Here is a 21698-nt window from a genome sequence, read left to right as displayed (position 1 = left end):
CTTTACCTTTCACGCTTGCTTGGTTGAACTCGATTTCTGCGGCCGCTGATGGCGCTCGACGAAGGCGCAGCCTGCCGCGACCGAACGGGGATCGGCTTCGGTCATATAGTCCGCAACGATGTCGGACAGCCGGGCCTCGGCGAGCGCTGCGCGATAGGCGCGCTCGGCCTTCAGCATTGCGACGTTGATGCCGCACGGTCTCACATAGGCCGAAGCATCGAGCCTCACCGGTCCGCGCTGGCGGATCTCGCCGCAGCGAAAAGCCGGCTCGCGCCCTTCGACGGCGAGCACGATGTCGAGCAGGGTTATGCGCTCGGCCGGCCGCGCCAACCGATAGCCGCCAGCTGGTCCCGAGACGGATTCTAGAATGCGCGCCGCGCTCAGCATGTTGAGATGTTTCAGGAGATAGCTCGGCGACAGGCCAAAGGCTTCCGCCATGGCGGCGCCCGAAAGGGTCGCTTCGCCCTCGACGCCGGCGAGCATCGCGGCGCAATGGATGGCTGCTTCAACGCCCTCGCCCAGCTTCATGGCGTGGTTCTCCGATTCATGGATATATCTTATCGTGGATAATTTGTATCCGCAATAGCAAAAATAAAAAAGCAGCGCCCGCAGGCGCCGCTTTTCCACAACGGGCCGCGCCTTACTCCGCCGCCACCTTGGCCATCGGGTTGTTCGGGTGTGTCGTCCAGTTGGCGTAGACCGGCGATACCGGCTTGCCGGTGCGCTGGTCCATCACGCCGGCCGCCAGCGGCTCCATGGTGATGCAATTCTCCACCGGACAGACATTGACGCAGAGATTGCAGCCGACGCATTCGGCTTCGATCACCTCGAAATGCCTGACGCCGTCCACCATGCTGGTGATCGCCTGGTGCGAGGTGTCCTCGCAGGCGATATGGCAGCGGCCGCATTTGATGCAGGCCTCCTGGTCGATATGCGCCTTGGCGATGTAATTGAGGTTGAGATACTGCCAGTCGGTGACGTTGGGCGTGGCGCGACCGATAATGTCCTCGAGCGTAGCGTGGCCCTTCTCGTTCATCCAGTTTTCCAGGCCGGCGATCATCTCCTGCACAATCTTGAAGCCATAGGTCATCGCCGCCGTGCACACCTGCACATTGCCGGCGCCGAGCGCCATGAATTCGGCCGCGTCGCGCCATGTCGTGATGCCGCCGATACCGGAGATCGGCAGCCCATGCGTTTCCGGATCGCGGGCGATTTCGGCCACCATGTTCATGGCGATCGGCTTCACCGCCGGGCCGCAATAGCCGCCATGCGAACCCTTGCCGTCGATCGTCGGCTCCGGTGCGAAACTATCGAGATTGACGCCGGTGATCGAATTGATGGTGTTGATAAGCGACACCGCGTCTGTTCCACCTGCGTGTGCAGCCCGCGCGGGCTTGCGTATGTCGGTGATGTTGGGCGTCAGCTTGGTGATAACAGGCATGCGGGTGTTGGCCTTGCACCAGCGCACAACCATTTCGATGTATTCCGGCACCTGGCCGACGGCGGCACCCATGCCGCGTTCCGACATGCCGTGCGGGCAGCCGAAATTGAGCTCGATGCCGTCGGCCCCGGTCTCCTCGACCACCGGCAGGATCGCCTTCCACGCATGCTCCTCGCAAGGCACCATCAACGAGACGACAATGGCGCGGTCGGGCCAGTCCATCTTGACTTGCTTGATCTCGCGCAGATTGACCTGCAGGTCGCGGTCGGTGATCAGTTCGATGTTGTTGAGGCCGAGCAGGCGGCGGTCGGCGCCCCAGATCGCGCCATAGCGCGGACCGTTGACGTTGACCACCGGCGGGCCTTCCTCGCCGAGCGTCTTCCACACCACGCCGCCCCAGCCCGCCTTAAAGGCGCGGATGACGTTGTAGGCCTTGTCGGTCGGCGGCGCCGAGGCCAGCCAAAACGGATTCGGCGATTTGATGCCGACGAAATTGTTGCTTATGTCTGCCATGCTCATGCCCTCCCGTTCGAGGTCAATGCCCGGTGGATCGATTCGGCCGCGTCGCGGCCCTGCGCGACAGCCGAGACGGTGAGGTCGTCGCCGCCAAAGATACAGTCGCCGCCGGCCCAGACATTGGCCAGCGAGGTGCGGCCTTCGGCATCGACCTTGATGCGACCGGCTTCCAAGGCAAGCAAGGCACCGCTGCCGTTGAGCGCCGAGGGAATAAAGCTCTGGCCGATAGCCTTGAACACCTGGTCCGCGACCAGCGTCAGGCGCTCGCCGGAGCCGACGAGCTTGTCGCCATCCATCGCCGTATATTCGAGTTCGATGCCCGAGACCTTGCCGCCTTCGGCAATGACCCGCTTCGGCTGCAGCCAGTGACGGATGGTGACGCCGTTGGCTGCGGCGAGATCCTGCTCGAATTCGGAGGCGTTCATGTGCTCCTGGCCGCGCCGGTAGCAGATCGTCACCTCTTCGGCGCCGAGCAGCTTGGACTGCACCGCCGCGTCGATCGCCGTCATGCCGCCGCCGATGACGACGACGCGCCGGCCGACCGGCAGGGTGGCAAGGTCGCTGGCCTGGCGAAGCTCCGCAATGAACTCCACAGCATTGGTGACGCCTTGCGCCTCCTCGCCATCGGCACGCAGCGCGTTGACGCCGCCAAGCCCCATGCCGAGAAACACCGCGTCGTAATTCCTGGTCAAGTCCGACAGCTGGTAGTCGCGGCCGAGCGCCTTGCCGTTCTGGATGTCGATGCCGCCGATCGAGGTGATATAATCGACCTCGGCCTGGGCGAAATTATCGATGCTCTTGTAGGCGGCGATGCCGTATTCATTGAGGCCGCCGGCCTTCGGGCGGGCTTCCAGGATGGTCACCTCATGACCATGGCGGGCGAGCCGATGCGCGGCGGCAAGCCCGGCCGGTCCGGCGCCGACCACGGCGGCCGTCTTGCCGGTCGGAGCGGCGCGCGGGTAAAACTGCTTATTCTCAGCCATGGCGACATCGGTGGCATAACGTTGCAGGCGGCCGATCTGCACCGGCTTGCCCTCCGCCACTTCGCGCACGCAGACCTCTTCGCACAGCGTCTCGGTCGGGCAGACGCGGGCGCACATGCCGCCCAAAATGTTCTGGTCGAAAATCGTCTTGGCCGAGCCGATCGGATTGCCGGTCGAGATCTGGCGGATGAACAGCGGAATGTCGATCGAGGTCGGGCATGCATTCATGCACGGCGCGTCATAGCAGAAATAGCAGCGATCGGATTCGACCAGCGCCTCGTGATGATCGAGCGGCGGATGCAGGTCGGAAAAATTATCCGCATATTGTTCGGGCGAAAGCCGTCCGCCGGCAATGCCCTGCTTGAAATGACCAGTCGCCATTCCGCTTCCCCGTTCTTGTGGTTTTGAGGAAGGCTAACACGTTTTGTTTTTTTATCAATTGGTCAATTTTCGACGCAAGCCGCTGAAAAGACTTGATAAAACATGATAAATATACTCATGTTATTGAATTTCACGCGCGATCACTGTGCCGATAGAAGGCCCATTTCGGGGGCACGGCCATGGATCGACCTGATCTCCTTCGCGACCAGTTCCTGCAGCCGCCACAGATTGCGGTCGCGAATGCCGAACGCTTCCAGGTGACTGACGGTATTGTAGAGATATTCGGCACCGGATCCGACATGCCCACATGCTCTGGCCAGCACCCGCGCCACATTTTCCAGGGGCTGATTGAGCGAAGTGCCCCTGCCGGTCACGCCGACCCAGAAGCCCAGCGCCCTGAGCGTGTCTTGAGCCGTATGCACGGGAAGCCACCTGACTGAGCCGATACTCTCGTGATCGCTGATCTCGCGCCGCAACAGCCTTTCGATCTGCAGCGGTTTTTCGCCTTCCGGCAAACGGTAGATCACGCCGTTGCATCGCCCGCCCCGTTCGAGCGCCATCATCAAGCCCGGCTGCTCGGCGCTGCCGCGCCAACGGACCATGTCGAGGCAGAAGGACCGGTGCCAGCCGAAAGCGGTGGCGCGTTGTTGTTCGACGGACTCGAAAGCCGGCTTCCAGATCAGCGAGCCATAGGCGAACACCCACAACGGGCCCGCGTCTGCTTCGCCCGACAGCCGCGACGCAAGGGTCCCGAAATCCTCGTCGGTCAGTTGCGTCCAACTGCCATCGGGACCGGGATCGGCCTCCTCCCGATGGCATAGCGCGACAAGCTCTGAAGTGAGCGACATCCGGCGCATGGCTCAAGAACCCTCGTTGACGGCAAGCAAAGTCGAAAACTGCAACTTGCGCAAGATTACGAATGAGAGGCGCCTTGCCGCCATCGATTTCTGGCCCAGATGTCGGATTTCGGTCGCCAAGATCGTCCTAGGATGGATCGAGCCACAATCCACAACTGGAAACCGCCACACGACTGGAAACATAAGGAGCACGACAATGCCAAAGTCCCCCATGCCCTTCTTCTGGTACGAGTTGATGACCACCGACCTCGACGCCGCCGAGACCTTCTATACGGCTGTGGTTGGCTGGAAAGCGCAGCCTTTCGACGTTGCGCCGGGCATGCCGCGTTACATCGTCATGAATGTCGGCGAGCGCGGCGTCGCCGGTCTGATGAAGCTGCCGGAGGACGCCGCCAAGATGGGCATGCCGCCGGCCTGGCTCGGCTATATCCACACGAAAGACGTCGATGCCTCGACACAATCGCTGAAGAAGGCCGGCGGCACGGTTCACCGCGAACCCGACGACATTCCGAGCGTCGGCCGCTTCGCCGTCGTCGCCGATCCGCAAGGTGCGACCTTCATGTTGATGCAGCCGACCGGCCCCGATCAGCCGACGGTGCCGGCCACCACACCGGGCCATATCGGCTGGCACGAACTCTACACGTCGGACTGGAAGGCAGCGTTCGATTTCTATTCCGGGCAGTTCGGCTGGGAGAAGGGCGATGCGATGGATATGGGGCCGATGGGCATCTACCAGACCTTTGCCGCCGGCCCCGAATCCGGCGGCGGCATGATGAACAAGCCGGAGCAGATTCCAGTGCCGGTCTGGATGTTCTACTTCAACGTCCCGGCCATCGATGCGGCGGCCAAGCGCATCACAGACAATGGCGGCAAGATCCTGATGGGTCCCATGGAGGTGCCCGGCGGCAGCTGGATCGTGCAGTGCCAGGATCCGCAGGGCGCGCATTTCGCGTTGATGGCGCCGGTGCGGTAGGCGTCCTGACCAACCGAGTGTTGTCGCTGGATCATTCCGGCGTCAGCACTGCAACTTTGAGACCGGCTTTTTTGGCGCCGCTGAGTTGGACTGTAGCGGCACCCGCCGCAAGCTTGAAACGCACGCTTTTGCGAATGCCCGGACAGGTTTTCACGCCACTAAAAGCCGCCAACTTCACGGCTTTTCCGTCCTGAACTACATCAATCCAGGCCTCATCAGACAGGCTGATCTGGAGCTCGCCCTCCGGGGGCACGGCCACGCTTGCCGTCGCGCCGAATGTACCGGCTGCCGGCGCGCGTTCCGGCGGAACGGTGAAGCTGATCGTGTCGACCGGCGCCAACGCCACATCTGCAGCCTCGCCGACCGAAAGGTCAGCGCCGGACTGCGCGGCGGGCGCCGCTGCAAACAGGGCCTCCTCGCGCGTCACCGGCCATTTGAAAGCAGCACAGCCGGCGTCGTCGGCCATGGCGACGCTGGTGCCTGCAAGGATAGCGAATAGGCTGACGACGACTTTTCTCATGGCAAACGGAACCCGCATGGTTTGGAGTGTCTGGATACCAATACAACTATAGCGATCTTTATACAACCCTAGAGAGAAAAATATTAAGGAACAAGAATGCGGCGATCCCCTTCCGTTTCATCTTCCCCTATCTGGTGTTCGCCGGTCCCGGCGCTTTGGCGCTGGACAACCGCCACAGCGCTTGAGGCGCCAACCTTCACCCCCGCATCCGCTCGAGATTCGCGTCGAACAGCGGCGACGGCTGCACGCGCGCGGCATAGCGCTTGCCCAAGAGCTCAATCTCGAAACCGTCGGTCTCATCGGCGATTTCCTTCGGCACATAGCCCATGGCCACGGACGTCTTGGAATGGTGCGCGTAGCCGCCTGACGTGACCCAGCCGCGCACGGCGCCGTCGAACCAGATCGGCTCGTCGCCGATGACGTCGGCGTCCGCCGCATCGACGACAAAGGCGCGCAGCCGCAGCTTGCCGCCTTGCTGACGCTCGGCGAGTGCCGCACGCTTGCCGATGAAATCGGTTTCTTTCCCGTAGGCGACGAAACGGTCGAGTCCGGCTTCGAGCGGCCCGTAGATCGGCCGGTATTCGCGCGCCCATGAACCGTAGTTCTTTTCCAGCCGAAGCGCGTTGAGCGCGCGCGAGCCGAACAGGCCGATGCCGAATTCTTCGCCCGCCACCATCAGGGTCTGGTACGCGGCGCGCTGATATTCCGGCGCCACCCAGATCTCGTAACCGAGATCGCCTGTGTAGCTGACGCGGCCGACCAGGCACGGCGCCATGCCGATATCCATCCTGGCAATCGCCATGAACGGAAACGCCGCGGTGGCGACATCCGCCCGCGTAACCCTAGCCAGCACGTCCCGCGCCTTGGGTCCGGCGATCGACAGGCCCGTCAGCCTTGCCCCCTGAGCCTCGATCTGGACCGAGCCATCCTTCGGCAGATACGCCTCGAACCAGCGCATGTGATACTGCTCGGCAATGCCGGAGCCGGCGAGAAACCAACCTTCAGTGTCCAGGTTGGCCAGCGAGAAATCGCCGATCAGCCTGCCGTCTTCCTTCAGCATCGGCGCCAGCGTCATGCGGCCGGGTTTTGGCAGCTTGCAGGCCAGCAGGCGGTCGAGCCAGGCCGCCGCGCCCTCGCCCGTCACCCTGTATTTGGCGAATGACGAGATTTCCGACAGGCCGACACTTGTCCGCACCGTCTTCACCTCTTTTGCGACATACTCGAAATCGCTTGAGCGCCGCCACGAGAACTCGTCCTTGACGCCCTCGGGCGCATACCACAGCGGCACTTCCAGCCCATAGGCCGCACCCCATTGCGCGCCCTTGGCCGACAGGAGATCGTAGACCGGCGTGGTCTTGAGCGGCCGCCCGGCAGGTAGCTCCTCGTTGGGGAAGCGGATCGAAAAACGCCGCGAATAATTCTCGCGCACTTTGGCGTTGGTGTATGCCATCGTCGCCCAGTCGCCATAGCGCGAGACGTCCATAGCCCAGATGTCGGCGCCGGGATCGCCCTCGATCATCCAGTTCGACAGTGCCAGGCCGACGCCGCCGCCCTGTGAGAAACCCGCCATGACGCCGCATGCGACCCAGAAACCCGGCAGGCCGCGCACCGGTCCGACCAGCGGGTTGCCGTCGGGCGCGAAGGTGAAGGGACCGTTGATGATCTGCTTGATGCCGGTGTTCTGGAAGGCCGGGAAATGCCTGAAGCCCACTTCCAGCGACGGCGCAATGCGGTCGATGTCGGGCTCCAGCAGTTCATGGCCGAAATTCCACGGCGTGGAAAATTCCGACCAAGGCTTGTTGGCCTTCTCATAGGTGCCCATCAGCATGCCGCCGCGCTCCTGGCGCAGATACAGCTCGCCGTCGAAATCGACCGCGTGGATGATCTCCGTGCCGGTCTTCTGGTTCCACGCGGCGACCTCGGGCATGTCCTCGGTGATCAGGTACATGTGTTCCATGGCCAGCACCGGCAGCTCCAGCCCGACCATGCGGCCGACCTCGCGCGCCCACAGGCCGCCGGCGTTGACGATATGCTCGGCCATCACCTCGCCCTTGTTGGTGATGACGCGCCACAGCCCGTCGGCGCGGCGCACGATGTCCTCGACCTTGGTGAAGCGTTCGACCTCGGCGCCAAGCTTCCTCGCGGCCTTGGCATAGGCATGGGTAACCCCCGAAGGATCGAGATGGCCATCCTCCTTGTTGCGAACGGCGCCGACGAACTGCTTCGGGTCGAGCAGCGGCATCAGCTCGGCCGCCTCACCAGGCGAAATCTCCTCGAGGTCGATGCCGAGATAGCGGCCCTTGGCAATGACGCCTCTCAGCCAGTCGAGCCGCGCCTCGGTCGCCGCCAAAAGCACGCCGCCGGTCAGATGCACGCCGGTCGCCTGCCCGGACAGCTCCTCGATCTCCTTGTAAAGCGAGATCGTGTATTTCTGCAGCTTGGCGACGTTGGGATCGCCATTGATCGTGTGCATGCCGCCGGCCGCGTGCCAGGTCGAACCGGAGGTCAGCTCGTCGCGCTCCAGAAGGACGATGTCGGTCCAGCCGTGACGCGCCAGATGGAACAGCACGGAACAGCCAACGACGCCTCCGCCTATGACCACAACCTTTGCATGCGATTTCATGGGTTTTCTCGTTATTTCAGTGAGTTGGAGGGGAACGATGAATCGGGACGGGAGGAGCCAAGTCACCTCGCAGGCGCACAACGCAGCGTCACGGCTCACCCGCCCCGATCGCTTCCTTGCGCTTGGTCACATACGCCTCCAGCGCCTCGCGTACGGAAATATCCATCGTCGGCTCGACATAATCTTCCAACGCTTTCTTCCACAGCCGCGTCGCGCGCGCCGTGGCGTCGAGCCCGCCGGCCTCCTGCCAGGCCTCGTAGTTCTGCCAGTTGGAGAGCATCGGCTGGTAGAAGGCGGTGGCGTAGCGCTCCAGCGTGTGCGGCTCGCCGAAGAAATGGCCGCCGGTCGGCACAGCACCCAGCGCTTCAACGGCGAGTTCCGCCTCGTTGACTTCGATCGGGCGCAAAAACTCCATCATGTGCTGGATCATCTCGACGTCGATGATGAACTTCTCGAACGAGGCGGTCAGCCCGCCCTCCTGCCAGCCGGCAGCGTGGTAGACGAGATTGCCGTGGCCGAGCACCGCGCCCCACAGCGCCATCAGCGTCTCATAGGCGCCCTGCGCGTCGGCGGCATTGGAGGCTGAACCCGGCGTCGTCCGGTAGGGCAGCCCATAGCGCCTCGCCAGCTGCCCGGACGCGATGTTGGCCTTGGTGTTCTCCGGCGTGCCGAAGGCCGGTGCGCCGGACTTCATGTCGACATTGGAGGTGAAGGCGCCATACATGACCGGGGCACCAGGGCGGACAAGCTGCGTCAAGACCACGCCGAACAGCGCCTCGGCGTTCTGTTGCGCCAGCGCGCCGGCAAGCGTCACCGGGCTCATCGCCCCCATCAGCGTGAACGGCGTCACCGCGACCGACTGGCCGAACTCCGCCATGGTCATCAGCCCCTCGGCCATCATCTCGTCGAAGCGGCGCGGCGAGTTGACCGAAATGATGGTCGTGACGCCGGGGTCGTCGCGCATCTCATCGAGCGCCAGGCCTCGCGAAATCGCCATCATTTCGATGCCGTCGAGCGCCCTGCCCCGGCCGATCGCCGAGACGTGAAAACTTTTGTCGGTCAGCGTCAGATTGGCGAAATAGGTGTCGAGGTGGCGTGAATTGGCTGGCAGTTCCACGGGTGCGCAGACCTGGTTGCCAAGCATGTGGATGCAGTTGAAATGCTGCGCCAGCCGGGTGAGATCGCTGTAATCGCGCAAATTGCCAGCGCGTCGGCCGCGTTCCATATCGTGCACATTGGGTGGCCCGGCAACGAGCGTAAAATTGATGGTGTTGCTGCCGAGATGGACGGTATGGGTCGGGTTGCGCGGCGTCAGCGTATAGCTCGACTGCGTCGTCTTCAGTGCCTCGTCGACCATGTCCCGGTCGATGCGGACGGTCATTGACGCATGATCGACCTTGGCCCCCGCTTTTTCGAACAGCAAAAGCGCTCGCGGGCTCATCACCTCGATGCCGAAATTCTCCAGAATGTGCATCGACGCCTGGTGGATCGCCTCGATCTGGTCGGCCGAGAGCATCGCCATTGGCGGATAGGGATTGGTGACGCGGCGCAACGGCAGTTGCGGAATGGCGGTCGGTCCCCTGTTGCTGGTTCGCTCGGCGCCGCGCTTGCGTCTCGGTTCGTTCATGCGGTGCATCAAAGCGCCGGCACAATGATCGGGCTGTCAGAAATCCGCCACCTGCGGGCGTGATTTTAGCCAAGGCGGCATTTTGGGAATCTCGTGGCGACAAAAGCGACCGAAAACGTCGGAATATTCTCCTTACTCCGCCCGGCCAAAGCAGCAGGTGAGCCGTTAAGGAACGCTGCAAGATTCCTTTTATGTTTTCGGCCTAATCCTCTTCCGATGTGTAGGTCGAGTTTTAGTAAAATTATAGCTGTTGCCGTGTTGCTGGTTTTGTCGGCCTGCGCGACGCCGCCACGCCATATCAACGATGTCTGCGCCGTGTTCGACCAGAATGACGGCTGGTTCGACAACTGGCAGGCGGCGGCCGAGCGCGCCGAGCAGAAATACGGTGTGCCGGTTCCCGTGCTGATGGCGACGGTGCGCAAGGAATCCGGCTTCAAGAGCAATGCCAGGCCGCCGCGCACCAAGCTTCTCGGCTTCATTCCCTGGAAACGTGTCTCCAGCGCCACCGGCTTCTCGCAGGCGCTCGACGGCACCTGGGCGCAATATCAAAGCGAGACGGGCAGCTGGGCGGCGCGCCGCACCAGGTTTGCCGATGCCGTCGATTTCGTCGGCTGGTATCATTCCAAGACCGCCGATACGCTCGGTGTCGCCCGCAACGACACCTACAATCTCTATTTGGCCTATTATCTCGGCTGGACGGCCTATGGCCGCGGGAACCGCGGCGATGCCGGCGTGCAACGTTATGCGCGGGCCACCGAGCAGATGGCCCGGGATTACGCCGCGCAGTTACGCCAATGCGCGCCTTGATGGCGCCACGGATCTAGCCATCCGTCAGTTTCGGCCTCTTGCCGCGCGGACGCTTGGGCGGAGTGCCGGCAAAGCCCGGACCGGCCCCATGCGGCGCGTCTTCCGGCACGCCTTCGTTAGCGGCATGCTCCTTGTCGAACTTGATCACCGGCTCCATTTTCGCCAGCACGTCGTCGGCAAGCCAGCACAGGCTCATATGGCCGTCGCCGAGGTGCTTGACCGGCGGCACCTGCGTCTCGCAAAGATTGTCCGGCACCAGCTTCTTATAGCCGCAGCGGGTCTGGAACGGACAGCCGGTTGGCGGGTTCATCGCCGACGGAATGTCGCCCTCCAGCACGATGTGCTTCTTGATCACGCTGGTGTCGGCGATCGGGATCGCCGACAGCAGCGCCTCAGTATAGGGGTGATAGGGCGGCGAAAAAATCTGGTCGGTCGTGCCCTGCTCGACGATATAGCCGAGATACATGACGACGACACGGTCGGCGATGTAGCGCACTACCGACAGATCGTGGCTGATGAACAGCATCGTCGTCTTGTTCTTGCGCTGGATGTCCATCAAAAGCTCGGTCACTGCCGCCTGGACGGACACATCCAGTGCCGAGACCGGTTCGTCGGCCACTACCACCTTGGCGTCGCCGGCAAAGGCCCGCGCCACGCCGATGCGCTGCTTCTGACCGCCTGAGAGCTGGCGCGGTTTGCGGGTCTCGAAGGCCCGCGGCAGCTTCACCAGGTCGAGAAGCTCCAGCATGCGCTTGCGGCGGTCGGCGACGGTGTTGCCGACGTTGAACTTCTCCAGCGTGCGGATGATCTGCGAACCGACCGAATGGCTGGGATTGAGCGTGTCGAACGGATTCTGGAACACCATCTGGATCGACGACACCGTCTCGACGCTGCGCTTCTCGACGCCGGTCGACTCGATCCGCTGGTTGCCGAGCGTCACAGTGCCGGAGCTTGCCGTCTCCAGCCCGAGCAGCACCTTGGCCAGCGTCGACTTTCCGCAACCGGACTCGCCGACGATGGCGACGGTTTCGGATTCGCGCGCCATGAAGGAGATCGTCTCATTGGCCTTGACGACGCGGCCTTCGCTCGATCCGAACACCTCGCTGCCGCCGACCTTATAGTACTTCCTGAGATCCTCGATCTTGAGCACCGGCGCGCCGGGCTCGACGCGCTCGTTGACCTTCTTGGCGCCGGGGGGCAGCGCTTCCCAGTCGATCTCGTTGAAGCGCACGCAACGCGAAAAATGGCCTTCATGGCCGTCGACCGCGATCATCGGGATTTCGGCGGCGTTGCAGACGCCCTCGACGAAATGGTGGCAGCGTGGGCCGAAATTGCAACCCTTCGGCCGCTCGTGCGGCAACGGCAATTGCCCCGGTATGGAGATCAGAGGCCGCGAATTCTTGTCGGCGCCGGGCAGCGGGATCGAGCGGAACAAGCCTTGCGTGTAGGGATGGCGCATCCGGTCGAAGACGTCCTTGATCTTGCCGGTCTCCACCGCTTCGCCCGAATACATCACCGTGATGCGGTCGCAGGTTTCCAGGATCAGGCCTAGATTGTGCGACACGAAGATCATCGAGGTGCCGAACTTCTCGCCGAGCCCCTTGACCAGGTCGACAATGCCGGCTTCCACCGTCACGTCGAGCGCCGTCGTCGGCTCGTCGAGCAGGAGCAGCGCCGGCTTCGACAGCAGCGCCATGGCGATGACGATGCGCTGCTGCTGGCCACCGGAAAGCTGGTGCGGAAAGGAGCGCATCATGCGCTCGGGATCGGGCAGCCTGACCGAGCGCACCATTTCCAGCGCGCGTCTGTAAGCCTCTTCCTTCGACACCTTGTCGTGGATCAGCGGCACTTCCATCAATTGCTGGCCGACCTTCATCGCCGGGTTCAGGCTGGCCATCGGCTCCTGGTAGATCATCGCGATCTTGTTGCCGCGGATGGCGCGCAGTTCCTCATCGGACAGCTCGCCCATGTCCTTGCCCTGGAACTTTATCCGGCCGCCGACGATCTTTCCGATGTTGGAGAGGTCGCGCATTATGCCAAGCGACACGGTCGACTTGCCGCAGCCGGATTCGCCGACGATGCCCATCGCTTCGCCAGGCATGACCGTGCACGAGAAGTCCATGACGGCCGGTATCTCGCCCTTGCGGGTAAAGAAGGAGATCGACAGGTTCTCGATCTCGATGATCGGCCCATTGGTCGGCTTGGCGGGATTTCGAACTGCCTCATTCATGGGTCGCTCCAATCCTTGTTCTTCTAAGTAGGGTCGAAGACCCGTCCATCAATCTTTCATCGATTGTTCGCGCAGCGAATCGGCCAGGAGATTAAGGCCCAGCACGAACGACATCAGCGCGATCGTCGGCGGCAGCGCCGGATGGATGAAGGAGCGCAGCAGCCGGCTGGCATCCTTGATCGCGGTGCCCCAGTCCGGGCTCTCCGGCGCCAGCCCCAGGCCGAAATAGCCGAGCGTGCCGAGCAGGATCGTGGTGTAGCCGATACGCAGGCAGGCATCGACGATCAGCGGCCCGCGTGCATTGGGAAGGATCTCCCACAGCATGATGTACCAGGGCGATTCACCGCGCGTCTGCGCCGCCGCCACATAGTCGCGCGTCTTGATGTCCATGGTGAGGCCGCGCACGATGCGGAACACGCCCGGGCTGGAGGCGAACACCACCGCCACGAAGATGTTGAGCTGGTTGGGATCGATATGGATGATCCTGAACGGGTCGGCATCGAAGACCAGGCCGGCATAGACCCAGCCGCCAATGATCAGCGTCAGTCCCAGGAGGATGTAGAGACGGTCGGGCCGTTTTTTGTAGCGCGTCCAGGACAGCACGCTGAAGAAGATGATCGGGAACAGGAAGAACAGGCCGGCCATCGCGTAGGGAATCGGTGTCTCCATGATGCCCGGCGTCACCAAGAGGTAGAACAGCAGGATAACCGGGAAGGCGAGCACCAGATTGGCGAGGAAGGACAGCACCGTATCGATCCTGCCGCCATAATAGCCGGCCGGCAGGCCGAGCGTGATGCCGACCATCAACGCGAAACCGGTCGCCGCTGGCGCGATGATCAGCACGATCTGGCTGCCATAGACCATGCGGCTGAAGACGTCGCGGGCAAGCTTGTCGCCGCCGAACAGGTAGACAAGTCCCGATTGCGGCTCGACCGCGCCTGGCAGCGCATCCTTCATGATCGGGATCTGGGCAAGCGGATTGAAGGGCGAGATGGTCGACGCGAAGATCGCCGTGAACAGCCAGAACAGGCAGATGCCGACACCGACGATACCGACGCTGCTGTCGAAGAGCTGACCGTAGAGGCCAAGCCTCTTCTTGTAGGCGAAGCTCGCCCCCATCACCAGGACGAGAGCGATCCAGACCGGCCAGAAACGCGCAAGCACGCCAAGCACCACATTGAAGGCGCCGATATATTCAAGCTGCATCCGCCCGATCCCCTATTGAACTCTGATACGCGGATTGAGAAACGCGTAGCCGACATCGGAAATGAGCTGCGTGATCAGGACGATGAACACCGAGACCAGGGAGCAGCCGAGCAAAAGATCGATGTCGTTGTTGCCGGCCGCCTCGACCAGCGTGTAGCCGAAGCCTTGATAGCGGAACATCACCTCGACGATGACGACGCCGGTGAGCAGCCAGGGAAATTGCAGCATGATGACCGTGAACGGCGCGATCAGCGCGTTGCGCAGCGCATGCTTGACCACGACGCTGCCGAAGGAGAGGCCCTTCAACCGCGCGGTGCGGATATATTGCTGCGTCATCACCTCGACCATCGAGGCGCGAGTCATGCGGGCGATGTAGCCGATGCCGTAGATCGCCAGCGTCATCACAGGCAAGGTGAAGTTGTAGAAGGTGATGCCCCGGCTGGCCGAAGCCGCCGAACCGTTCAGCAGGCCGAGCCATGAGGCGAAGATGACGGTAAAAATGACGCCCGACACATATTCGGGCGTCGCCGTCGAGGCGATCGAGGCGACAGACAATGTCCGATCGGTTCGTGAGCCCTCGCGCATGCCGGCGAGGATGCCGATCAGAAGCGAGATCGGCACCATCACCATCAGCACCCAGAACATCAGGATCCCGGTAGCACTGAGCGCCGGGAAAAGCTTCGACGCGACCGTCGTCTTGAATTTGGTCGAGCAGCCGAAATCACCCTGCAACACGCCGGAGAACGTCGGCTCGACAGGATCGTTGCAGAAAGCAAAACGTCGCGCGGGTTTGCCCGTTGCCGGGTCTGTGACCGGCTGTTTGGGCACGATACCCAGCCATTGGCCATAGCGGGAGAAGAAATTCTGGCGGTAGCCATGGTTGACCAGCCAGTTTTCGAGCTGCTCGGCCGAGGTGTGCATTTCAGTCTGGCTGATCGCCAGCTTTTTCAGATTGGGGTCGAGATTGATCAGGAAGAACACGACCATCGTCAGGCACAGCATCGTCAATGCCATGGTGCCGAGGCGTCGAAGGATGAAAGAAAGCATGGCGGTCCCCTGCCGGTCTGGTTGGGGTTGAGGCCGGCTTGGAACCAGCTCAGCCGCTATCGGCAGAGCTGGCTGTCAAACGGACCCTCAGAATGCGATCAACCCTGTCTTATTGCACGCCCCTATCCGAAGAGTCCGCGCTTTTCTTGCTGCGCCGACTTTCGGTTCTGGAATCATGCATGGCGTGGGTGAAAGGGGCGAACCGCCCCTTCCACGATCGATCCGATCAAGCCTCGTCGAGCCAGACCTTGCCGTAGTCGCGCTCGAAGGTCGGGTGCATGGCGTAGTTCTTAACGGCAGCCACCGAGTGACTGTAGAGCTTGCGCCAGTAGGGCTGGATGATGATGCCGGAATCCTGCAGGATCTGCTCGATGTCCTTCATCATCTCCTTGCGCTTGGCGGCGTCGGCGACCGAAAGCGCAGCGTTGAGCTTGGCATCCCATTCGGGATTCGACCAGGCGGTTTCGTTCCAGGCTTCTCCGGTGCGGTAGCCGATCGCCAGAACCTGGACGCCGAGCGGCCGCATGTTCCAGTTGGTCATCGACAAGGGATATTTGGTCCAGTCGTTCCAGAACGTCGAACCCGGCAGCACCGTGCGCTTCACCTTGATGCCGGCGTCGCGCATCTGCGCGGCGATCGCATCGCCGGTATTCTTGTGCCAGTCTTCGTCGACCGTGATCAGCTCGTGCTCGAAATCGGCCTGACCGGCTTCCTCCATCAGCGCCTTCGCCTTGGCCGGATCGCGAGCAATCTTCGGCAGCTCGTAATATTCCGGATGGATCGGAGAGACATGGTGGTTTTCGGCGACAGTACCGGCGTTGCCACCGCCCAGCTGGAGCACGATGGCGTTGTCGACTGCGAGCTGCAGCGCGTTGCGGACCTTCTGATCGTCATAAGGCTTGTTGGCCACATTGGTGCGGCAGACGATCGTCGCTGCGGTGACCACCTCGTACTTGACCAGGTCGACACCGTCGAGGATCGACACATAGTCGGCCGACGTCTCGAAATTAGTATGGACCTCTCCGGATTCGAAGGCGCTGACCGTGGCCGCCGGATCGGTGCCGTAGTCGATGAACTCGATGCCGTCGAGAAAGACCTCGCCGTCCCACCACTTGTTGTCTTCGCGGCGCTTGTAGACCACTTTCTGGCCGACATCGTAGGAGACGAGTTCGAACGGGCCGGTGCCGATCGGGCAGGCTTTGAAATCGCCGCCCTTTTCGTCGAAGGTCTTGTGGACGACGAGACCGGGATAGTCGCACACGTTGGGGATGAGCGCGATATCCGGCGTGCTGAGCTTCAGCTTCACCGTCAAATCGTCGACCTTGGTGACTGCGCTCTCATCCAGCTTGTCGTCCTTGACCAGCGAGCCGAGACGACCGGGCATGGAATTGCCTTCGGCCTTCTTGTCGGCCCAACGCTTGAAGTTGAAGATGACGTCGTCCGCGGTGAACGGATCGCCGTTGTTCCAGGTGACGCCCTTGCGCACGTGCAGGGTGTACTCGGTGGCATCGTCGTTGACGTCCCAGCTCTCGAGCAGGTATGGGCGGAACGTGTATTCGGTTGTGTACTTGACCAACGGCTCGAGTGCCTGGCGCTCGGCATTGGCGATTTCCGACCAGTCGGCCTTGCGCGGATCCTTCGGATCCTTGATCCACATGGCGACCTTCAGTATGCCGCCCTTCTTGCCCTGTACGTCCTGCGCTCTCGCCGGAGTCGGGTCGGCCAGGCCGAGCATTCCATAGGCCATCGCCGTGGACGCGCCGAAGACGCTGGCCAAAGCGAGAAACTCGCGGCGATCGACACGTCCGGCCTTGGCTTCTTCGGCCATTGCATGGATGTGATCCGGAACGCGATCGCCATTACTCTTGTAGATTGTCATCACGAACTCCCATTGTTGGCTTTCTGCCTTTTACCATTCCGCATCCGGGCCATGATGTCAAAGACGACACGGATTGGGAACATGCCAAGGAATGTGCAACTTTGAAAGGGAGGCAGTTCGCGTGATAACGACAGTCTTGGCGCAAAATTGCTACTGCCCGGCAGATTTCGTTCAAATATCCGGCATCGATTAAACTGAGACATTCGCTACGGCGCCGTGCGTCCTCGTGGAGGCGCAAAGGACGCCGTAGCACTTTGATTTTGCGCATAATCCCTAGCCGAAAATCGATTCCGATTTTCGGCGTCATGCGCGAAGCTTTGCACAGCGCCAGCTGATGTCGTGCAAAAACGGCGACGTCGGCAGGCTTCAGTACTCGCGCTCGTAGAAAACGCCGCCCTTGGCTTCGCCGGCGTCGGTGGCCTCCCCGCGCAATTTGACGCCGCGCCCGACGTCGAGATCGATCGCCGCCTTGCCCGAACCCGGCTTGTCGCCCTTCTGGATCGTCACATAGGTGCGGTCGTTGAGATATTTGCCGGCCGAGACCGCGGTGCCCCCCTCCTCGTCCGTGATGACGTCGAGATCGTCGACGCCGATCGCGCTGCGCAGGTTCTGGAGCAGCGACGTCGAGCCGCCGACACCGGCCAGTTGCGCGGCGGCTTCGGCAAGCTGCGCGATCTGCAGCGGCGAAAGGTTCGACATCGAGCGGCCGAAAATCAGTTGCGCCAGAACCTCATCTTCCGGCAGCGCCGGCACCGACGAGAAGTTGAATTTCGGATTGGTCGCCTCGCCCGACACCACGATGGTGACGGTGGCGCTGCTCGTAGTCGACGTCGCTGTGAGGTTCAGATAAGGCACTAGCGACCCTGAAAAGCCGACCGTGCCTTCGGTGAAGGTCAGCCGCTTGGCGAGGATCGTCAGCCGCCCGCGCTGCAAGGTGAAGGTGCCAACCGCTTGCGGCGACGACGCCGGGCCGGTCAGCCGCAGCGACCCCCCAAGCTCGGCATCGACACCCCGGCCCTGGATGAATATCTGGCTCGGCGCGTTGACCGTGACATCGAGATTGAGGCCGCTGCCACCGCTGCCGCCGCTCGCCGTCGCCGGGCGCAACGCCTTGTCCTGCGCGCGCACGGCGGCCGGTGCGTTCTTGTGCTTGACGTCGAGCGCCGCCAGCGAGCCCGGCAGTTTTTCGGGAACGGTGATGACGGTCTTGGCCAAGTTGACCGTGCCCGAAATCACCGGCGCCGACGCAAGCGGCCCCTTGATGGTCAGATCGCCGCCGAGATTGGCGGTGACCACCCTGCCATCGGTGTAGCGGCCGTCGACGAGCTTGACCGACAGGTCGGCCGGAAAACCTTGCGCCGGAACGATGCCGACCGTGCCGCTGGCCGACAGGCTGCCACGCGTCGACAGCGTGCCGGTCAGGCGGTTGATCCTGGCGACGCCGCCGCCGATCGTGACATCGGCGGCGATATCGTTGATCGCAAGGCCCGAGCGTGCATCGATCAAACGGGCACCTGACGTGCGCACCGTGCCTGAGATCACCGGCGATGTCGCCGGGCCGCGCACCTGCACATTGACGTCGGCCGTGCCGCTCAAGGACAGGCCTTGCGCGGCGAGTGTCCTGGTAAGGAAGGCGAACGGCACCTTGCCGGAAAAGTCGAGATCAAGAGTGGGCGTGCCTGATGTCGTCATCGTGCCGCCGCCCTTGAGGCCGAGGCCGGCGCCGTCGCTCATGTTGGCGTCGAACGCCAGTCTGTTGCCCGAATACGTGCCGGAGGACGAAACTCCCATGCCGCCGAAACCGGCACCGCGGGTCTGCGACGTCTGGACGCCTGCGGCGTCGATGTTGAAGGCGACGGCCGGATTGGCCGGCGCGCCCGTCACCTTCACCGTGCCCGAGATCGAGCCGGCGGCATCGAGGCCCGGCGAGAAACTGTTGGCGAGCGAGATCGGCACCCGGGCCAGCGTCGCGTTGAGATCGAGCGCCTGCCCGGCCTTGCCCGAAACCGTCGCCGTGCCGCCGCCGAGGTTGAGCACCACCCTGTCCAGGTTGGTGGTGCCGTTGGCGATGGTAATGGTCGAGGCCTGGGCGATCGCGGCCTTGATGCCGCGCATGGTCGCCTCGCCGGAGGTGAGCTCGACCGTCGTCGTGCCATTGGCGATCCTGACGCGGCCGGCGGCCCTGGCCGGAATGTCCTTGACGGTGGCGCCGCCGGAAAAGCCTGTCCAGTCGCCGTCGCGGGTGAGGTCGACATCGATGCGGCGAATGACGGTGCCGCCGGAGGTGACGCTGTCGGCACGGATTTTTCCGGAGATCACCGGTGCCGCGAGATAGTTGGCGATCAATGCATCGATGGTGACCGTCTTTGCCGAAACATCGCCGCGCGAAATCGAAGCCGTCGAAGCCTTGATGGTGACCTCAGGCGCATTGCCGGCCTTCGAGAAGACGATCGTGCCGCGCACGTCGCCTTCCGCCTTTTCCAGCGCAAGGGCTGCGAGCGGTCCGATATCAGGCAGGTCGAGCGCCACGGTGCCATCAGGCACGAAGGCCTCATCAAGCGCCAGGTCGCCTGATATCCGGTTCTTGCCGAGCGACAGCAGGAGCCCGTTGATGGCGCGCTTGCCGTCGGACGTTGCCAGCACGGCACTGCCTTGCAGGGCCTGGCCCGCGACATTTCCGGTCAGTTGCACATTGGCCGCCGGATTGGCGGCATCGGCCTTGCCGGTGGCGGTGAGCCTCAGCCCGGTGATCTCTCGTTCGGCCACCGAAAGCCGGTCGCTGTTCACCGTCAGCGACAGGTCGGGCGCGGTGCCAGGGCCTTGCGCGGTCAGCGCGAAAGCGATGGCGCCCTTGGCATCCCCGGACAGAAGCGAGATGTCGGCCAGCGCGCCCTTGATGTCGGCGGCGAGTTTGTTGTCGGCAAGGCTGGCCTGCCCGTCGGCGGTCAGTGCGCCGGACACCAGCCTGATCGCGTTGGCGGTGACATTGCCGTTGGCGTCGCGCTTCAGCGCGGCATTGAGTTCCGTCCGTTCTGCGAGCACTCCGCGCGCTGCCGCCGGCAGTGCTGCGGAAGCCGCATCCGCCCTAAGGTTGAGATCGATGGCGCCGTCGGCCAGCGAGACCCTTCCGTTGAAGCCGGTGTTCAGCGCGTCGCCCGTCACCGACCCGCTGTCGATGATGATGGTGTCAGTGGCGAGGCTGCCGGCGACCTTGGCTGTGATCTTGCCGGCGATCAGCGGCGCGATGGTCGGATTGTCCAGGCCGATCTTGTCCGCCGTCACCGTGCCGGAGATCGGCCCTGTCCGGCTTTTCACGTCGAAGGCGTCCGAGTGCAATGCCAGGGTGAGCCTCTCGACCTTGGTAAAGTTCGTGGCGACCGAAGGCAGGACAGCGGAGATGTCGAGCTTCGGCTGCGTGCCCTGCCCCGCAGCCTTTACCGAAAGCGCCTGCAGCTCGAGCTTGATCGGGCTTTCGGTGCTGCCAAGCGCCAGCGGCAGGCTCGGGCCGGTCGAGGCCAGGTCGAGCGCAAAATCGCTGATGCCGTTCGGATTGATGGTGCCGGCGGCCGTGCCCGAAATTTTGTCGCCGGCAAGCGTCGCGTGGTCGACGGCGACGCCGCTGGCGGAGGAGAAGCTGCCTGCCGCATCGAGATTGAGCGGACCGAGTCCCGCCTGGCGCGTCTGGCTGGTTTCGGCGCCGTTGAGCTGCGCATTGAAACGAATGTCAGGGGCAGCCGACGGTCCCGTCACTTGTGCCGTTCCGCCGAGCGTGCCCGCAGCGTCGAGGCCGGGGGAAAACTCATTGGCAAGGGCGGCCGGCAGCGCGGAAAATTCTGCCGCGAGGTCGAGCGTCTGGCCGGCAGTGCCGGACACGTTGACCGATCCGCCGCCGACATGGAGCATCAGCTTCTCGATGCTGGCTGCGCTATTGGCGATGCTCAAGCTCGATGGCTGCGCAATCGCTGCCTTGATGCCGCGGATGGTCGCTTCGCCCGAGGCGATCTCGACGCTTGTCGTGCCGTCCGCGATCTTCACCCGGCCTTCGGCTGTGGCCGGAATGCCGGCCACGGTGGCGCCACCGGAAAACCCGGTCCAGTCGCCGTCGCGCTTCAAATCGACACCGATGCCGCTGACCACGGTGGCCCCCGATGTGACCGTATCGGCCTTGATCGTGCCGGAGATCGCCGGGCCCTTGAGATAGTTGGCGACCAGCGCATTGACGGCAATGGTCTTCGCCGCCAGATCGCCGCGCGAAATCGAGGCGCTGGTCATATCGATCGCGACCGTCGGCGCGCCACCATCATTCGAGAGGCGGATGCTGCCCTGTATGTCGCCCGTCGCCGCCTGCCCGGCAAGTGCTGCCAACGGGCCGATATCGAGCGCTTCGAGTGTCAACGTGCCGAGCGGCAGCAAGCTGTCGTCGAGAGCGAGATCACCCGAGATCTTGTTGTCGGCCAGCGACAGGCTAAGCCCGTTGAGGGAACGCTTTCCGTCACGCGTGACCAATGATGCCCTGAGATCGAGCGGCTGGTCGTCGACGGACCCGGTCAGTGAGACATCGGCGGCAGGATTGGCGATGTCGGCCTTCCCGGTCGCCGTCAGCTTGAT

The 21698-nt window shown here is 63.0% G+C and carries 14 protein-coding genes and 1 pseudogene; 3 read left to right on the top strand and 12 right to left on the bottom strand.

The window, feature by feature from the left end:
• Window positions 1–9: 9 nt before the first annotated feature.
• The 4 genes from E5W87_RS03560 to E5W87_RS03545 form a co-directional block, all read right to left on the bottom strand.
• Complete coding sequence (locus E5W87_RS03560; protein ID WP_292394054.1) at window positions 10–528, bottom strand: Rrf2 family transcriptional regulator; 519 nt, start codon at window positions 526–528, stop codon at window positions 10–12.
• 112 nt (window positions 529–640) lie between these two features.
• Window positions 641–1954 (bottom strand): NAD-dependent dihydropyrimidine dehydrogenase subunit PreA, encoded by a 1314-nt coding sequence (gene preA, locus E5W87_RS03555; protein ID WP_292394052.1) that lies wholly within the window; start codon window positions 1952–1954, stop codon window positions 641–643.
• A 2-nt stretch (window positions 1955–1956) separates the two neighbouring features.
• A complete protein-coding gene (locus E5W87_RS03550; RefSeq protein WP_292394050.1) occupies window positions 1957–3321 on the bottom strand; it encodes an NAD(P)-dependent oxidoreductase in 1365 nt (454 codons plus the stop codon).
• A 140-nt stretch (window positions 3322–3461) separates the two neighbouring features.
• Entirely contained in the window at window positions 3462–4178 is a 717-nt protein-coding gene (locus E5W87_RS03545) for a gamma-glutamylcyclotransferase (protein WP_292394049.1), read from the bottom strand.
• Window positions 4179–4374: 196 nt separating this feature from the next.
• Between E5W87_RS03545 and E5W87_RS03540 the strand changes: the two genes are divergently transcribed.
• Window positions 4375–5151: a VOC family protein gene (locus tag E5W87_RS03540; RefSeq protein ID WP_292394047.1), complete on the top strand. Its 777-nt coding sequence runs from the start codon at window positions 4375–4377 to the stop codon at window positions 5149–5151.
• Window positions 5152–5182: 31 nt separating this feature from the next.
• On the opposite strand, the gene E5W87_RS03535 is transcribed toward E5W87_RS03540, so the two are convergent.
• The gene (locus E5W87_RS03535; RefSeq protein WP_292394045.1) at window positions 5183–5689 is read right to left on the bottom strand and encodes a hypothetical protein; all 507 of its coding nucleotides are present in this window, start codon (window positions 5687–5689) and stop codon (window positions 5183–5185) included.
• Window positions 5690–5766: 77 nt separating this feature from the next.
• On the opposite strand from E5W87_RS03535, the pseudogene E5W87_RS03530 reads away from it, so the two are divergent.
• Window positions 5767–5856 (top strand): annotated as a pseudogene (locus E5W87_RS03530) (DoxX family protein); the annotation flags it as partial.
• Window positions 5857–5867: 11 nt separating this feature from the next.
• Here the strand turns inward: E5W87_RS03530 and E5W87_RS03525 are convergent.
• Window positions 5868–8294: an FAD-dependent oxidoreductase gene (locus tag E5W87_RS03525; RefSeq protein WP_292394043.1), complete on the bottom strand. Its 2427-nt coding sequence runs from the start codon at window positions 8292–8294 to the stop codon at window positions 5868–5870.
• Between the two features lie 88 nt (window positions 8295–8382).
• Window positions 8383–9921, bottom strand: a complete 1539-nt coding sequence (locus E5W87_RS03520; RefSeq protein WP_292394041.1) for a trimethylamine methyltransferase family protein — start codon at window positions 9919–9921, stop codon at window positions 8383–8385.
• Window positions 9922–10137: 216 nt separating this feature from the next.
• Here E5W87_RS03520 and E5W87_RS03515 point away from each other — a divergent pair, with 216 nt between their 5' ends.
• Complete coding sequence (locus E5W87_RS03515; protein ID WP_292394038.1) at window positions 10138–10728, top strand: transglycosylase SLT domain-containing protein; 591 nt, start codon at window positions 10138–10140, stop codon at window positions 10726–10728.
• Between the two features lie 13 nt (window positions 10729–10741).
• Here E5W87_RS03515 and E5W87_RS03510 read toward each other — a convergent pair whose 3' ends face one another.
• The 5 genes from E5W87_RS03510 to E5W87_RS03490 all read right to left on the bottom strand — a co-directional run.
• On the bottom strand, window positions 10742–12958 hold the full coding sequence (locus tag E5W87_RS03510; RefSeq protein WP_292394035.1) for an ABC transporter ATP-binding protein: 2217 nt from the start codon (window positions 12956–12958) through the stop codon (window positions 10742–10744).
• Between the two features lie 48 nt (window positions 12959–13006).
• Window positions 13007–14164 (bottom strand): ABC transporter permease, encoded by a 1158-nt coding sequence (locus E5W87_RS03505; RefSeq protein ID WP_292394033.1) that lies wholly within the window; start codon window positions 14162–14164, stop codon window positions 13007–13009.
• Window positions 14165–14176: 12 nt separating this feature from the next.
• Complete coding sequence (locus E5W87_RS03500) at window positions 14177–15211, bottom strand: ABC transporter permease (protein WP_292394031.1); 1035 nt, start codon at window positions 15209–15211, stop codon at window positions 14177–14179.
• Window positions 15212–15437: 226 nt separating this feature from the next.
• The gene (locus tag E5W87_RS03495; protein WP_292394029.1) at window positions 15438–17090 is read right to left on the bottom strand and encodes an ABC transporter substrate-binding protein; all 1653 of its coding nucleotides are present in this window, start codon (window positions 17088–17090) and stop codon (window positions 15438–15440) included.
• Window positions 17091–17456: 366 nt separating this feature from the next.
• Window positions 17457–21698: translocation/assembly module TamB domain-containing protein (locus tag E5W87_RS03490; protein ID WP_292394027.1), on the bottom strand; the 4242-nt coding region annotated here is incomplete at its 5' end.

The organism is Mesorhizobium sp. (genome assembly GCF_004962925.1).
Lineage (GTDB): Bacteria > Pseudomonadota > Alphaproteobacteria > Rhizobiales > Rhizobiaceae > Mesorhizobium.
This window is presented reverse-complemented; position numbering and strand designations above follow the sequence as displayed.